General features: G+C 52.1%; 13 protein-coding genes. 6 read left to right on the top strand and 7 right to left on the bottom strand.

Annotated elements, in window-relative coordinates; all coding sequences use genetic code 11:
• Positions 1–76: 76 nt before the first annotated feature.
• Entirely contained in the window at positions 77–478 is a 402-nt protein-coding gene (locus tag Q8O92_04190; GenBank protein MDP2982513.1) for a hypothetical protein, read from the bottom strand.
• A 505-nt stretch (positions 479–983) separates the two neighbouring features.
• Between Q8O92_04190 and Q8O92_04185 the strand changes: the two genes are divergently transcribed.
• Both Q8O92_04185 and Q8O92_04180 read left to right on the top strand, forming a co-directional pair.
• Positions 984–1,949 (top strand): hypothetical protein, encoded by a 966-nt coding sequence (locus tag Q8O92_04185; protein ID MDP2982512.1) that lies wholly within the window; start codon positions 984–986, stop codon positions 1,947–1,949.
• Between the two features lie 192 nt (positions 1,950–2,141).
• Positions 2,142–4,379, top strand: a complete 2,238-nt coding sequence (locus Q8O92_04180) for a hypothetical protein (GenBank protein MDP2982511.1) — start codon at positions 2,142–2,144, stop codon at positions 4,377–4,379.
• Positions 4,380–4,546: 167 nt separating this feature from the next.
• Here Q8O92_04180 and nadA read toward each other — a convergent pair whose 3' ends face one another.
• The 5 genes from nadA to Q8O92_04155 form a co-directional block, all read right to left on the bottom strand.
• Positions 4,547–5,500, bottom strand: coding sequence for a quinolinate synthase NadA (nadA, locus tag Q8O92_04175; protein MDP2982510.1), 954 nt, complete (start codon positions 5,498–5,500; stop codon positions 4,547–4,549).
• 175 nt (positions 5,501–5,675) lie between these two features.
• Positions 5,676–6,767 (bottom strand): tetraacyldisaccharide 4'-kinase, encoded by a 1,092-nt coding sequence (gene lpxK, locus Q8O92_04170; protein MDP2982509.1) that lies wholly within the window; start codon positions 6,765–6,767, stop codon positions 5,676–5,678.
• Positions 6,764–8,038 carry a 3-deoxy-D-manno-octulosonic acid transferase gene (locus Q8O92_04165; protein MDP2982508.1) on the bottom strand — a complete coding sequence of 425 codons (1,275 nt, stop codon included), beginning with the start codon at positions 8,036–8,038 and terminating at the stop codon, positions 6,764–6,766. The genes lpxK and Q8O92_04165 overlap by 4 nt, the downstream gene beginning before the upstream one ends.
• Positions 8,035–8,691: a lysophospholipid acyltransferase family protein gene (locus tag Q8O92_04160; protein ID MDP2982507.1), complete on the bottom strand. Its 657-nt coding sequence runs from the start codon at positions 8,689–8,691 to the stop codon at positions 8,035–8,037. The genes Q8O92_04165 and Q8O92_04160 overlap by 4 nt, the downstream gene beginning before the upstream one ends.
• Before the next feature lie 165 nt (positions 8,692–8,856).
• Positions 8,857–9,570, bottom strand: coding sequence for a hypothetical protein (locus tag Q8O92_04155; protein ID MDP2982506.1), 714 nt, complete (start codon positions 9,568–9,570; stop codon positions 8,857–8,859).
• Positions 9,571–9,903: 333 nt separating this feature from the next.
• On the opposite strand from Q8O92_04155, the gene rpmB reads away from it, so the two are divergent.
• The 4 genes from rpmB (at position 9,904) to Q8O92_04135 (ending at position 14,768) form a co-directional block, all read left to right on the top strand.
• Positions 9,904–10,092 carry a 50S ribosomal protein L28 gene (gene rpmB / locus Q8O92_04150; GenBank protein ID MDP2982505.1) on the top strand — a complete coding sequence of 63 codons (189 nt, stop codon included), beginning with the start codon at positions 9,904–9,906 and terminating at the stop codon, positions 10,090–10,092.
• A 660-nt stretch (positions 10,093–10,752) separates the two neighbouring features.
• A complete protein-coding gene (gene larA, locus Q8O92_04145) occupies positions 10,753–12,030 on the top strand; it encodes a nickel-dependent lactate racemase (protein MDP2982504.1) in 1,278 nt (425 codons plus the stop codon).
• Positions 12,031–12,042: 12 nt separating this feature from the next.
• Entirely contained in the window at positions 12,043–12,780 is a 738-nt protein-coding gene (kdsB, locus tag Q8O92_04140; GenBank protein ID MDP2982503.1) for a 3-deoxy-manno-octulosonate cytidylyltransferase, read from the top strand.
• Between the two features lie 248 nt (positions 12,781–13,028).
• Positions 13,029–14,768 (top strand): CTP synthase, encoded by a 1,740-nt coding sequence (locus Q8O92_04135; protein MDP2982502.1) that lies wholly within the window; start codon positions 13,029–13,031, stop codon positions 14,766–14,768.
• A gap of 9 nt (positions 14,769–14,777) precedes the next feature.
• On the opposite strand, the gene Q8O92_04130 is transcribed toward Q8O92_04135, so the two are convergent.
• Positions 14,778–14,982, bottom strand: a 205-nt coding sequence (locus tag Q8O92_04130; protein MDP2982501.1) for a hypothetical protein, incomplete at its 5' end; no start/stop codon positions are given.

The raw sequence follows: 14,982 nt of genomic DNA, 5'->3' as shown, positions 1-14,982 counted from the left end.
AAAAAAGGCGCCGGTTTTCGACGCCTTTCTTTATGTAAATGTAAATGTAGTTGTTACGAAAAGTCTTGAAAAATCATTATTCCGCCTGCGTCTGCTTCATACCACTCGTCGGGGTGAAGAATTTTTCGTAGAGCTTTTTTTCCCGCTCACGCTCACGGGCGGTCAGTTTCCAGTATATGAGCACAGCGATACCGGCGGCCAGAACCAGGAGGCTTGTATTCCCCAGAGGGGGCGCCTCCAGCACAACCGCTCCGACGCATCCGGCGATACCCAGCGCTGTGAGCAATATCCCCCAGAAAAGCGCTCTCTTCCCGGGATAGTTAAGCTCCAGAATATTAGGATTCATCCCCCGGCGTATAAGCTCAAGCTTCTGCTGGTGCCGCATCCGGGCCACAAGTATGATAATCGTTGCCGGAACGCCGAATGCAAGGATAATTGACAATATCGGGATGAGTTCGTTTCCAATTGCATGCAACATGGTTTCTTCTCCTTGTTTTATGGGTAAATTTTTCTGTTTGCTCTATTTCTGATATATTGGACGCAGGATGTAAGGAGAAACTTTCAGGCAGATTAAAAAAAACATTCAACCCGAATTATTCAAAAACTTACTGTAACATTTTCTTAACTCTTTTTTAAACAAATACTTATTATTAATTCTGGAAAGCAACCCCCTAAATCCCCCGAGGGGGGACTTTTCGTGGTAAAGATGAAAATGCAAAAATGTAACTTTTTTAATAAACCGATTATGCCTTGTTTTGCAGTTTTTTAAGTCCCCCTTTGGGGGATTTAGGGGGCTGTAGTTTTAACGCTCACAGAGACTAAAATCCCTTGACTCCGGGGTCCCCACTGGTGCGAAGCACCTGTGGGGTGGATAGCGTGGTGGCGGGTTCAACATGGAAGAAATTTTTGAAACTCCCCGGCTCTGCTTTTTCGTCTAATTAAATATGACGTAAAAATTATATTTAAAAAAGCGGAGGCGTCAAATGAAACTGGCTCAGGGATTATCCGGTTCCGTATTCTGCCTGCTGTTACTCTTCCCCGTAGTGATCGGAGCAGAAAACGTCATGGTGGGGAAAGGCGTTGTGGTCAAAGCCGGAACAACGGTGGAAAGCGCGGTTAGTTTCGGAGATGACGTGCAGGTTTATGGCACTGTGACCGACGCGGCTGTTTCATTCGGCAGCGATGTGGTTGTGGAAAACGGGGGGAAGATTCTGGGTGATGCTGTCTCCATCGGCGGCAGTATCCGGGTGAATGACAACGGTTCCATCGGACGTGACGCAGTTTCCCTCGGGGGCACTGTTGATGTGTCGCCTTCCGGGATCATCAGCGGCCAGGTAGTGAAAATCCAAGAGAAATGGAGTGGATTTTCCCGAAGCTGGCGCGAACACTGGAAATATCAAAATCCCATGTCCGACGCCTGGAATTCTTTCCTTAAGGTCATTGTTTTTGGCCCCCTGATAGGGGTGGGAGGGATACTCGGAGCATTTTTACTGGTTTTCTTTTTCATGATGCGTTTGCTCCTGTTGCTCGCGGTAGCCATTCTGGCTGTACTGTTTTTTCCTGAACAGGTAAACCGTCTGGCACGTTTCACCGGCGGTAAATTCGGAATGTCCTTCCTCATGGGACTGCTCATCATGGTGGTTATGCCGTTCTTTTTCCTCTTCATGCTCGTTACCATCCTCGGCATACCGTTTATTCCTCTGGCGGCCGCCTGCCTGTTCCTCATCTATCTCTACGGTTCGGTTGGGGTTGCGCTCTGGGCAGGGAGGCTATTCCCGAAAGCGTCATCCCGGTCGGATATGATGAATACCATAATCGGCGTCCTGGCAATAAGTCTTTTGCGGCTTGTTCCCGGTGTCGGGCTTCTTGTATGGATTCTCCTGGTGACTGTTTCGCTTGGAAGTGTTATACTAAGCCGCATGGGTGCGCAGCAATATCAAGCTCAATAAGCTGTCATTATTTATATATGACGATATATTTTATTGCTTTTCTTTTCAAAATAGATCCTGAAACGAGTTCAGGATGACACGTGTCATGCCGAACTTGTTTCGGCATCTAACCATTCAAAACATGCACAATTATTTATGTCGTCATGTATAACTGCATTCTCGGAATATGGTATATAACAGCGGAGGCTTTGAATGTTAAAGAGGATTTGGTTGCCGTTGACAATCTTGATCACAGCATTTCTCTTTGCCGGCGCAGCAAGCGCCAGAACTTTCACCCGGGCGGAAGAAAAAACGATCAGCTCGGAAGGTATAAAACAAATCCGGTTTATGAATATTCAGTTCACCGATCTCGTTTACCGGGGATCGGAATCGGGGGAGAATTTTAAGATCAGGTTTGAACGCCGTGTGAATGAATCAAATGAAAACGACGCCGAAAATCTCTTTTCCGAGATCAGCCTGGATACCAAGGCCGTGGGCGGCAATCTCGATATCAAGCTGACAGCCCCCCGTCAGGGAAACACCGGCATACTCGACCACTGGTTCAACCGTGACGGGAAATGGCACGCGGTCATCGAAATTTCCGGTCCGTCTCAGATAAATATTGATGCGCACACCGATTTTTCCACTTTTCAGACTATTTCCACGGCAGGGAGCCTCTCTCTGTCCACCGATTTCACCACTTCCACGGTTACACGACACACAGGGGAACTCCAGGTGAATGCCGATTTCAGCTCTCTTAACGGCGATGAGATCAACGGCGCTTTCGATATTAATTCCAGCTTCAGTCATATTGTCCTCATGCTTTCAAGGCTTTCGAACGATTCCAGGGTGACATCCTCTTTCGGCGGAACCGAGATCGGGCTGCCCAGGAATACCGGCGCTGTTTTCTCTGTTCAAAAGGGCTTCAGCGGCATCCGTTTCAACACCAGCGGGCGAATGACCTCCGGGACAGGGAACCAGAGAATTTTGAATGGCGGCGGTCCTAGTATTGCGCTGCATTCTGATTTCGGAGACATCCGGGTGAAAGATAATTTGAAACAGTACGAGGCTGTTGCCTATGACCTGGCGGAGGGGAAAACTGTCCCCCAGTCTCCTGCTGAGAAAACTCCTTCCGCTCAGGAATTCGAAAAGGGAGTGATCCGATCGGTTCACATTTACGGGGCTCATCTGCGCTCTTCATCCTATATCCTGAATAAATTGACTATCAAGGAAGGAGAAGTGCATACCAGGGAAGAGGTGGCTCAAGCGGTAAAAGCGCTGGAAGATGACAAAATTGTTGAATATACCAGTTTTGTTATCGATGCTCAGGGGAACCTGCGGATTCATATATATGAAATCGAGCCTTTCACGAAAAAATTTGACCTTTTCACTTCTTATACACGGGTGGGAGGCTTCGGTCTTGGACCTGTGATGAAGATAAATAGCACGGTGGCTCCTCTCTCGGAGGTCTACGGCAAAGCCCAGTACCATTGGGGTAATAAAGACTGGACCTGGGAGGCCGGCGGATTCAAACAGTTCTTCACTGCCAACAAGCTCCGTATCGGCGGCGGCTACCGGTACGATTTCGCATCGAACATGGATTGGGCGGTGCCGCCTCTAGAAGCGTATCTGAACGCTTTTCTTTTGGGCCATGAGCTGGTGAATTATTACCATGTGGAAGGGGGCAGGGGATACATCTCCCAGTCGATGGGAGACCATTTCCGCGGCAGGTTCGAATACTTCGAGGACAATTACAGCTCGGTCGATAAAGCCGCCAACTGGTCTCTTTTCAAACAGGGCCGCATAAAGGAGGAGAATCCTCCCCTGGGCGCAGGTTCTGTCGGCGGAATCTCCGGCTCACGGTTTATCCTCGATTTTCATAACGAAGATACAGTCTCCAACTACCGGATAGTGACAGAAATGGAGAACACGTACAAAAGCCGTGCCGGGGACCTTCCGGGATACACCCGGTTTTTCGGTTCCGCTGCCTGGCAGATGCTGTACTGGTACGGGAGCCTGGTCAAATTCCGGCTGGCCGGAGGATACTCGAAAAGCAGTCTGCCGGATCAGAGAGCGTTCCGCCTCGGCGGCGTAAACACCCTTCGGGGGTTTGATCCAGGCTCAGTGCCTGCCCCGCCTTCCGGCAATACCGGTTTCACCTACCAGGGCGGAGGGGACAGGATGGTCATGGCCAATATCGACTATTTCTACGGCCAGGGCATTTCCCTGATCTTTTTCGGCGATATAGGCGGCGTGTGGAAACATAACGAAGCGGCGACCGCCGGTGGGTTACGGCGCGATCTGGGGATTGGAATAGCGCTCGGCAGCGACTTTTTCACTTCGGTCGGTGATGGCGACATCAAAGCTGGATTCCGGGTGAACTGCGCTGTACCAGTCGGCCCCGAGGAACATAAAGCCCGCTGGACGGTGAATTTCATAAGGGCGTATTGAAAAGGAAAAAAGACCGTCTGAACCACTGATTCGTGTGATTCGCATGATAAAAGATGATGAAAAGATATAGACTCAAAGATGGTCATAATGAATTAATTATGAAAATCGGGCCAATCTTTGAATCATGAAAATCATGGTTCAGACTTTCTCTGCGTCTCTGCGTGAAACTATCTTTTCTTTATCTCAAGCATCCTCTCCAGCGGCCTGCGGGCTTTTTCGATGATGTCTTCCGGCAGTATTATTTCGTAGTTCCCCGTTTCGATCGACCAGCAGACCTTGGGCAGGGTAGTCATTTTCATGGTGCCGCACACCGCGAAATCGTTGAGCGCCCAGATGCCGGTGTCCGGATAGTTCTCACGGAGCTGCAGCACGAGGCCGGTCTCGGTGCCGATGATCACCCCCCGGCGCTTTTCCTCGTCGGACTTGAGCGCAGCCGTAAAATCGGCCATTCCGGTGGTGGAAAGTACCCGGTCGGCCAGTTTTACTACTTCGGGCGGCGCTTCAGGATGGACGAGGAGGACTGCATCCGGGTGTTTGAGACGGGCGCGCAGGACATCATCCACGGTGAAGAAGTTATGGACATAGCAGTAACCGTCCCAGGGTGTTATTCGCGCTCCGGTGGCGCGCTCTGCATAATCGGCCAGATTCCGGTCCGGGACGAAGAGAATCTCCCGGTCTCCCACCGATTTCACTACCTCCACAGCGTTTGCGGAAGTGCAGCAGATATCGGTCAGCACCTTGACCCGTGCGGTGGTGTTCACATAGGCCACCACCACGGCGTCCGGATGGGCTTTTTTGGCTTCCTCAAGGGCTTCCGGAGACACCATGCGCGCCATGGGGCAGGTGGCGCTGATCTCCGGCAGGAGAACCTTCTTTTCCGGGGAAAGAATCTTGGCGCTCTCCGCCATGAAATCCACCCCGCAGAAGACCACAAGATCGGCATCGGTTTGTGCGGCGATCCGTGAAAGCCCCAGCGAATCTCCCAGGTAGTCGGCGATATGCTGTACTTCGAGCCGCTGGTAATTATGGGCGAGAATCAGGGCGTTTTTCTCTTTCTTTGCTTTATGTATACGGGCGACAAGCTCTTTTTCGGAGAGTTTTTTATATTCTTCCAGTTCCATGGTGCCCTCACCCCCTACCCCCTCTCCCGCAAGCAGGAGAGGGGGCAAGGAATAGGAAATCAAATCATTATCGTTCCGGTAAACAAAGCTGTTGGAATTCGTCATGCCGAACTTGTTTCGGCATCTATTATTAATAATGCGTTCATATGCTTAATCACCAGAGTCATAACTTCTATTACCGGCGCATCAAGACCACCCCTAAATACTTTTCCTCATCACCTTCCAGAACCGCCTCGATGTCGAGCACATACTCGGGTATCCGACCGGAAGGCCGGTAGTCTTCTGGAAGGTTCCGCTCGTCCTTGGCGGTCATGACAAGAAAATCTGCGCCGGAGCGCAGAGCCTCCTCCCGGATTCTCTCCACAGTACCGGATTGATACCGATGATGATCACTCATTGAACGCTTCAGCACAATTCCCGCGCCAAGTGATTCAAGTGTCCGGTGAAAAGAAGCCGGATTACCAATATTGGAGAGCGCGGCAGCCTTCTGACCGGCTATGATGGATAATTCCAGTTTTTCCCTGCTCCAGGGCTTCCGGAGGGAGCGGGATACATGCCTGCTCCGGAAAACGGCGATGCCCGGATTATATGCGCGCACCATTCGCTCTGTATCTGCGTACTGAAGGTCGTCGCTGCACCGGGTGACTATCACCGCCTGCGCCCGTGAGAGCGCCTTTGGAGATTCCCGCAGGATTCCCCGTGGGAGAAGGCGTCCGCTGCCGAAAGGATTTTCCGCGTCGAGGGTGACAATGTCCGCATCACGGCGGAGCCGGCGGTGCTGGAAGGCGTCATCCAAAAGGATGATGTCCGGCTCGAACCGGAGGAAAGCAGTTATGGCCGCCGCAGACCGGTCTTTGCCAACCACCACCGGAACGCCGGGTAGCGAGGACGCGATCAGGTGCGGCTCATCCCCCGCTTCAGCCGGAGAAGCCAGGGCGCCGGATGCATCGGAAACGAAGTGTATACCCTGGCTTTTTCTGCCATACCCCCGTGAGACCACCGCTACCAGGTACCCCGCCGAGACGAGCAGACGGGCGGTCATGATGGTCACCGGGGTCTTGCCTGTTCCTCCGGCCGTGATATTCCCGATACTGATCACCCGGCAGGGAATTCCATACGTTTTCAGCCATTTCCGATCAAAAAGCATGTTCCGCAGCCGTATTCCCGCTCCATAAAACAGGGAAACAATTCTCAACGCCGCCCGCAGGGGGAGAGTGGCCGGGTCATGCCGACGGTTATACAGGATGTCTTCGATACTCTTTCTCACAACACCCCCCTGCTCTCCATGGCCTTATAGGTGCGGGCAAGGATCCCTCTGAATTTCCTGATGACCTTCGGGCCGGCTTCAGCCATACGGCGGCTCATTTCACTGTCGCTCAGAATGGAATCCAGGGCTTCTGCCAGCTCCGTCTCATCGTGGACGAGAATCGCCGCGCCGCCTGAAAGAAGCTCCTTCGCTCCGGTCTGTTCCATGTAAGGCCCGAACAGAACAGGGATTCCCAGCGCTGCGGGTTCCATGGGATTGTGACCGCCGTAATCGCGGAGGCTGCCGCCCACAAACGCCGCATCGGCGCAGGCGAACGCCGAAAGCAGCTCGCCCATGGTATCGAGAAGGAGCACCGGACGGTTTCCTTCGTCAAGCTTCTCGCCCGCGCTCCTCCGTGCATAAGACAATCCCGCGCCGCTCAGTATCTTTTCGACATCGGATACACGGTTCAGATGCCGCGGGACAAGAACCATGACTGCGCCGGGATGGTGTTCGAGCACCGTTCTGAAAGAGCGGATGAGAATTTCTTCTTCCCCTGGTCTCGTGCTTCCGGCCACAAATACTTCGGCCTTTTCCGGCAGGCCCAGGTTCCTCCTGACCGACGGGCAGTCAAACTGCGAGGAGTCGGGCATGCTGTCGAATTTTATGTTTCCCAGGACCTCGATTCTCTCGCGGGGAACGCCCAGCCAGTGAAATCTTCGTGCAAACGACCGCGACTGTACACAAACCAGGGAAATGTTGCTCAAAAGCGTTTGAATTGCGAAGCGGAACAGGTTGTAGCGCCGGAATGAGCGCGGCCCCAGTTTCCCGTTTATGATGGTTACCGGAACACCCCGGCGCTGGATGGCTGCGATGAGCGCCGGCCAGATTTCAGTTTCCACCAGGATGAATGTGGAAGGATTTATCTTCTCTATGAACCGGCGGGCGATAAAGGGGTGATCGAACGGGGCCAGGAAAGAGCAGTCCACCATTCTTTCATTGGATTTCTGCAGATACCGAATCCGGTCAAGTCCTGTGGAGGTCGTGGTGGATATGCAGATAAAACTGCCCTGCTTCTTCTTTCGAATTTCCGCCGCCATGGAAAAGGCTATTCCGGCCTCGCCTACGGAAGCAGCGTGAATCCAGACTCTCGGTGCGCCTTCCCCGGACAGGCTTTGAGGAGGAGTAAGCCGTGCACGGAGCGAGGACTTTCCAAACAGCGCCAGAAGAAGGCTTAGGGGATAAACCACCGCCAGCGCGAAAGTCATCACCAGGGTATACAGAGTACTCATCGGCCTTCCGGCGCTCCCACAATACGGTCGGCTTCGCAGGCGAGGGCAATCAGCCTCTTTTCCAGCTCGGCGCGGTGAAATTCCAGGTTTTCCGCATCCAGTCCGCCGGTCACCTCATACGGCTCCCCGATGTTGAGCACTCCGCGGGAAAACGGTAAGGGGAACTGAAAGGAGTCCCAGCTTTTGAAATAAAAGGCACAGCTTGAGCTCCCGGTTATCGGCACCACCGGCAGCCCGGTTTTCGCAGCCAGATACACGGCGCCCGGCTGGAACTGCCAGCGTGGACCGCGCGGGCCATCGGGAGTGAATGCGATCCTGGCGCCCTGCCCGGCCAGCTCGATAAGACGGACGAGCGCCCGCGCACCTCCCCGGGTGGTTGATCCCCGGATGGTTCTGAATCCGGCCGCATCCAGCGAGGAAGTGATGATCTGGCCGTCACGGTGCTCCGACACGAGCACGTAAATACCCAGTTCACGGCGGCAGAACATGGGGAAAAACAGCCTTCCATGCCAAAGGGCAAAAATCACCTGGCGGCCCCCCTCACGGTAGAAATCCTCACGGCAGCCGTTTTCTTCGATGGAGAGGGTTTCCCCGATGGCTTTAACGGTGAACCAGGCCAGTTTCCCCAGGGATTTCGGTGAAGCTAAATTCATGAATTACTCATACATTGTTTAATCTGAGTATGCAATTTGATAAGGTAAGCAGATGCCGAAACAAGTTCGGCATGACATGATGAATATTCAGATGCCGAAACAAGTTCGGCATGACATGTGTCATCCTGAACTCGTTTCAGGATCTACAGGATTAATCGATAACCATTATTTACTTTCAAGTGCGCGCCGAACCTGATCGCAAAGGAAATCAGCCACATACATCTGGCCTTTCTCGTTCAGGCGGAAATTATCCTGGAACATCGAGCGGTATTCATCCGGTTTTGTCCTTCTCAGCTTCTCCATGTAAGCGGCCAGGTCGATTATCGGTAAATGCGCCAGTCTGGCCTGAAAGAGGGTAATATCGTTGAACTCCCCGATACGAACGAGAAGGTCATCATTATCAGTCACCCAGTCCCGGTAACCGGTCGAGGAGAGCACAACCGCGAACACTTCTTCCCTTTGGAGAATCCGGAAAAAATTTGCGGCAATATTCTCGTATACCGGTTCATATAATCCCGGCTGGTTTGCCTCCACCATGCCGAGCATAATAAATACCACATCCGGACGAAAGGACTGAATATCCTCCTGGATACGGCGGGTGGCTTTTTCTACTGTTTCTTCCGGCTTGCTGGAATTTATCATGCTGATTCGGGTGTTGAGGAGTTTTTCCAGCTTTGGTTTCAGAAACGAGGCGTACGTTGATCCGGTGACAGAATTTTCAGCGCTCGATATGGTATCGCCGAAAATAACGATGGTAACCTCTTTCTTCCCCTCAAGCGATTTGACCTTATTCTGGAATTTAAGGTAATCCTCATTCACACAGGAAAAAAAGAGCACACAGAATAACAGAACGGAAAGCCCGAACATTTTTCTTTTCATCAGCATAACCTCAAAGCTTATGTAAGAGTGTTAATATATTCAATTTTTTAAGGAGAAGCTAACGGATTCTTTGGAAAAAACTTCTTTACATGCGGCAAAATTTATTTTATATTTTGCTTTCTTGTATAAAATATGGCGTCTTAACAAATATCGGATGTCAAGTTTACATTAGATCCTGAAACGAGTTCAGGATGACACGTGTCATGCCAAACTTGTTGCCGCTTCGCGGGAACGATGAAAGCGCAGCGCATCTTTTAGCAACCGTTTCGGCATCTATCTTGAAAAGAAACGTAATAAAATATGTTGTCATGTATTTGGGGAGGATGATAGAGTATGTCGCGGCAATGTGAAATTTGTGGAAAAAAACGCATGCTCGGACACAATGTCAGTCATGCGAACAATAAATCGGTTCGCGAGTTCAGACCGAACCTGGTCACCGTGCGCGCCAAGATCGGCGGCAGAACCCAGCGGGTGAAATTGTGTACCCGCTGCCTGCGGAGCGGGCGGATCGTAAAGGCCTGATTTGTGTAAGTTCTCTCTTTTCGTAAGTTTCAGCGGCTCTTTTTTTTCCTTTTCCGGAGGGAAGAAAGAGCCGTTTTTTTACTTAAGAAACGGTTTTATCTAATGTAAAATCAGGTTTTGCTCTTTTTTTATGTCCGTTTATCCATTATTTTAGAAACGGTGTATAATATAAGGATTCCAACACGAATTATGCATATAAGTGGAATAATATTTCTATGTACGTTTAAACTACAGCCCCCTAAATCCCCCGAAGGGGGACCTAAAAGACTGCAAGACATCACATAAATAGATGCTTTAAAAAAAAAAACATGTTTTATCCTTACCCAGTAAAAGTCCCCCTTCGGGGGATTTAGGGGGCTGCCTTCCAAATGATGTTATAAGTATTTGTTTAAAAATAAGTTGTAAGTATATTTAACCCGATCTATTCATGAATTTTTTTCTAGGATTATGCACAAACACATTTTCATGATACTATCTTATTGTTATTAATTATCTTATAAACTCACCCCCTGACCCCCTCTCTTATAAATGAGGGGGAAACCCTTATGGCCTTTCTCAAGCCATTTGTTATGAGGCAAAGAGGGGGTTTCCCCTCTTTTGCTTGCAAGAGAGGGGATTATGGGGTGAGTTAATATTTGAAGGAAAAAAGGAGACAGGCCAATGAAGATCACTCTTTCCTACGGCAAAGAAGGATTACCCATAGAAGTCCCCGACCGGAATCTGGTAAAGGTTCTCCGGATGGCGGAAAATCCGGTTATAGCGAACCCTGAGGCCGATGTTCAGAAAAAGATCGACGCCCCCACCGGCTGTCAGCCGCTCAGCGAGATGGCGGCAGGAAAGCGCTCTGCCTGCATCGTGATAAGCGACATCACCCGTCCGGTACCCAACCGGGTTATTCTGACGCCGGTTCTGGAAACGCTGGAAAAATCCGGGATACCCCGTGATAAGATCACCATTCTGGTAGCCACCGGACTGCACCGTCCCAATGAAGGCGAGGAGCTGGTCACCCTGCTCGGGCCGGATATCCCGAAAGCATACCGGATTGTGAATCACCGTGGCCGCGATCTGGCTTCCCATGAATACCTTGGCGAAACCCCTCTGTACAACGCGCCGATCTATGTGGACCGTGAGTTTATCAAAGCCGATCTCCGCATTGCAACCGGACTGATCGAGCCGCACTTCATGGCCGGATATTCCGGGGGAAGGAAAGCGGTTTTCCCGGGAATCTGCGCCTTTGAGTCGATAAAAGTGCTTCATGGACCCGAACCGATGGCTCATAAAAAGGCGGTGGAATGTGTCATTGAAGGCAATCCGGTGCACAGTGAAGCGCTCCATGTGGCGAAAAAGGTGCGGGTGGATTTCATCGTGAATGTCACCCTGAACGAGCGCCGCCAGATCACCGGAGTGTTTGCCGGCGACCTGGAAGAAGCCCACGATGAGGGGGTCCGATTCATGAGCGCTCAGTGCCGGAGCGAAATGGATGCGCCGGTGGATGCGGTCATTACTTCTGCGGCCGGTTTCCCGCTTGACCTCACGTTCTACCAGACGGTAAAGGGTATGACAGCAGCGGCCGGGATACTGCGCGAGAGAGGCGTCGTCATCATCGCCTCACGGTGCGCGGAAGGCATCGGCAGCCCGGAATTTACCCGTCTCATCCTGGAAACCGAGAGCTGCGAAGGATTCCTTGCGGACATCCGTAAACCGGGAGTATATACTCTCGACCAGTGGCAGCTCCAGAAACTCTGTTCTGTCCTGGAAAAACACGAGGTATGGCTCTATTCGGACGGCATCGACCTTGAGACCCAGAAAAAGCTTTTTGTCACTCCGATGGAGAGTGTCGAGGAAGGTATCGCCCGTGTGAAAGCCCGATTCGGTGAGAACGCCCGGATCGCGGTTATCCCCGAAGGGCCTTATGTGTATGCGGCGTTGAAAAAATAAGTCAGAGGTTTTATGGAAACAGCGGTTGCCATAATTCCCGCGCGGTACGGTTCCACCAGGCTGCCGGGAAAAGCGCTCATCGATATCGAGGGTAAGCCGCTCATTCGACGGGTGTATGAACGGGTATCCGGGGCGTCGCTGGTTTCACGGGTGGTTGTGGCGACCGATGATCCTCGGATTGCTCGCGCGATAACCTCTTTCGGCGGCGAGGCGGTGATGACCTCGCCGGAGCACAAAACCGGAACCGACCGTGCGGCTGAAGCGGCGCTGAAAACCGGCGGAGAAATCATTGTAAATGTCCAGGGAGACGAACCGCTCATCGATCCGCTTGTAATCGACCGGGTGATCGAAAAACTCCGGGAAGACGCCGGCATTTCCTGCTCGACTGCCGCATCCCCGATCACCGATGAAGCGGTTTACCGCGACCCGAACGCGGTGAAAGTGGCGCTGGACCTGCAGGGGAGGGCGCTCTATTTTTCACGGTCTCCGCTGCCGTTCTACCGTGACGGCGTTTTCGGCGGCGCATACCTGCATGCGGGGATTTACTGTTTCAGGCGGGAGTTTCTTGCCATTTTCACCACGCTTGAGCCAACTCCCCTCGAGCAGGCGGAAAAACTCGAACAGTTGCGCATGCTCGAGCACGGTTACTCCATCGGTGTAGTGATTACTGGTCATGTCTCCATCGGAGTCGATACCCCCGAGGATTTGGAGTTAGTGCGGAGAATGATACGGAATGAAAATTTGGGGTAACTTCTTTGCCGGCATGAGAAATTTAAAAAAGCTCTTTGTGCCGTGATAAGTTTATAACCTCACCCCCGTCCCCTCTCCTATCCAGGAGAGGGGTGACTCATCACCTGTATCGTCATTTCCCTCTCCTGTATAGGAGAGGGTGCCCAAAGGGCGGGTGAGGTAAATAGGTTAGATACTCTACAGTATGTTGAGAGGTAGTTAATTTGAATAATGATAACTCTTATTGATAGATACCCGGGAGGAACACGGTGAAATACAAAGGTCCCCGATACATCGTGGTAGCAGGCGGGGTGATGAGCGGCGTGGGGAAAGGCCTGGCGACTTCGGCGATCGGGAAAATTCTGTACGAAAACGGGTTTTCGGTCACCGCGGTAAAGATCGATCCCTATATTTCCATGGATGCGGGGCTGTTTCGTCCGACAGAGCATGGCGAGGTCTGGGTCACCGATGACGGGGGCGAGATAGATCAGGACCTGGGAAACTATGAGCGTTTCCTCTACAAGGACATCCCGCGGTGCAACAACATCACCACCGGCCAGGTATACAAGGCGGTGATCGACCGTGAGCGCAGGGGAGAATACCTTGGTGCCACAGTGGAATTCATCCCGCACATCACCGATGAGATCAAGAGCCGGATTAAGGCCGCTTCAAAGGGGTATGACTTCTGCATGGTGGAGATCGGCGGAACCATGGGCGAATACCAGAATGTGCCATTCCTGTTCGCCATGAAAAGCCTCCAGATGGAAATCGGCATGGAGAACATGATCTACGTGCTCATCACCTACCTGCCGGTGCCTTCCCACATCGAGGAGATGAAGACAAAACCGACCCAGCAGGCGATCAAACTTCTCTCGGAAAACGCCATCTTCCCGGATATTATCCTCTGCCGCGCAGGCAAGCCGCTCGACATGATCCGTAAGAAAAAGATCCAGACCTATGCCAATATTTCCTCGGAATACGTCATCAGCGCTCCGGACTCTAACAACCTGTATGCGATTCCGCTTAATTTCGAGAAAGAGTTTATAGGCCGCAAGATTCTCAAGAAGCTTGGGCTCAAGAGCAGGAAGCGGCCTAACTGGGCGCTCTGGAAGGATTATGTCAAACGTATCGACAAGCCGAAAAAGACAGTGAAAATCGCCATTGTGAACAAGTATGTCGTCACCGGCTCGTTCAAACTGGCCGACTGTTTCATCAGCGTCAGCCAGTCTCTGGTGCACGCTGGCGCCGCGCTCAATACGGGGGTGGAAATTCACTGGGTGGACGCCAACTCCATCGAACAGGCCGCCGATCCCGCATCCGTTCTATCCGCATTCGACGGAATCCTCATTCCCGGCGGTTTCGGGAAACAGGGCGTCGAAGGTATGATAAAGACCGTCAGGTACGCCCGCGAGAATAACGTGCCCTACCTGGGTCTCTGCTACGGCATGCAGATCGCGGTATCAGAATTCGCCCGTAACGTCTGCGGCCTGGAGGGCGCCTCCACCACAGAGAATCACCCCGATACGCCTCATCCGGTCATTTCCATCATCGAATCGCAGAAAGACGCGCTTGCCCGTGACGGCTATGGCGGTACGATGCGCCTGGGAGGGTATGCGGCGGTGATCGAACCGGGAACCTTCATCTACCGCGCTTACGAGGAATCCGGCCGCATCGCAGCCGACAGTCAGCGCCTGGAGAAATACCGCTCCGATCTCAGCCAGGCTTTCCGTCTCGGCAGGATCGGCGAAGGCGAAGCAGCGGTGGTCGAGCGTCACCGTCACCGGTACGAGGTCAACCCGGCGTATGTGGACATCCTTACCGAAAAGGGGCTGGTATTCAGCGGGCGCCATATCCGTGAGGACGGCACTGTGCTCATGGAGTATATCGAGCTTCCCGGGCATCCCTGTTTTATCGGCACCCAGGCGCACCCGGAATTCACCTCGCGGCTCACCGAGCCGAATCCGATGTTCCTGTGCTTTGTAAAAGCGGCGGGGGAGAGAAAGAAATAACTCGGTGAATTATACATGACGACATAAATAATTGCGCATGTTTTGAGTGTTTAGATCCTGAAACGAGTTCAGGATGACACGTGTCATGCCGAACTTGTTGCCGCTTCGCGGGAACGATGAAAGCGCAGCGCATCTTTTAACAACCGTTTCGGCATCTATTTTGAAAAGAAACGCAATAAAATAAGTCGTCATGTTAAAATGATTGTTCAGAAAC

The sequence above is a fragment of the Candidatus Latescibacter sp. genome (assembly GCA_030692375.1).
In the GTDB taxonomy this organism is placed as follows: Bacteria; Latescibacterota; Latescibacteria; order Latescibacterales; family Latescibacteraceae; genus JAUYCD01.
This window is presented reverse-complemented; position numbering and strand designations above follow the sequence as displayed.

Excerpts from the sequence above, each read along its gene's own strand:
- Q8O92_04190 (MDP2982513.1), bottom strand. The coding sequence starts at position 478 with ATGTTGCATGCAATTGGAAACGAACTCATCCCGATATTGTCAATTATC.
- Q8O92_04185 (MDP2982512.1), top strand. The coding sequence starts at position 984 with ATGAAACTGGCTCAGGGATTATCCGGTTCCGTATTCTGCCTGCTGTTA.
- Q8O92_04180 (MDP2982511.1), top strand. The coding sequence starts at position 2,142 with ATGTTAAAGAGGATTTGGTTGCCGTTGACAATCTTGATCACAGCATTT.
- nadA (MDP2982510.1), bottom strand. The coding sequence starts at position 5,500 with ATGGAACTGGAAGAATATAAAAAACTCTCCGAAAAAGAGCTTGTCGCC.
- Q8O92_04165 (MDP2982508.1), bottom strand. The coding sequence starts at position 8,038 with ATGAGTACTCTGTATACCCTGGTGATGACTTTCGCGCTGGCGGTGGTT.
- Q8O92_04160 (MDP2982507.1), bottom strand. The coding sequence starts at position 8,691 with ATGAATTTAGCTTCACCGAAATCCCTGGGGAAACTGGCCTGGTTCACC.
- Q8O92_04155 (MDP2982506.1), bottom strand. The coding sequence starts at position 9,570 with ATGAAAAGAAAAATGTTCGGGCTTTCCGTTCTGTTATTCTGTGTGCTC.
- rpmB (MDP2982505.1), top strand. The coding sequence starts at position 9,904 with ATGTCGCGGCAATGTGAAATTTGTGGAAAAAAACGCATGCTCGGACAC.
- larA (MDP2982504.1), top strand. The coding sequence starts at position 10,753 with ATGAAGATCACTCTTTCCTACGGCAAAGAAGGATTACCCATAGAAGTC.
- kdsB (MDP2982503.1), top strand. The coding sequence starts at position 12,043 with ATGGAAACAGCGGTTGCCATAATTCCCGCGCGGTACGGTTCCACCAGG.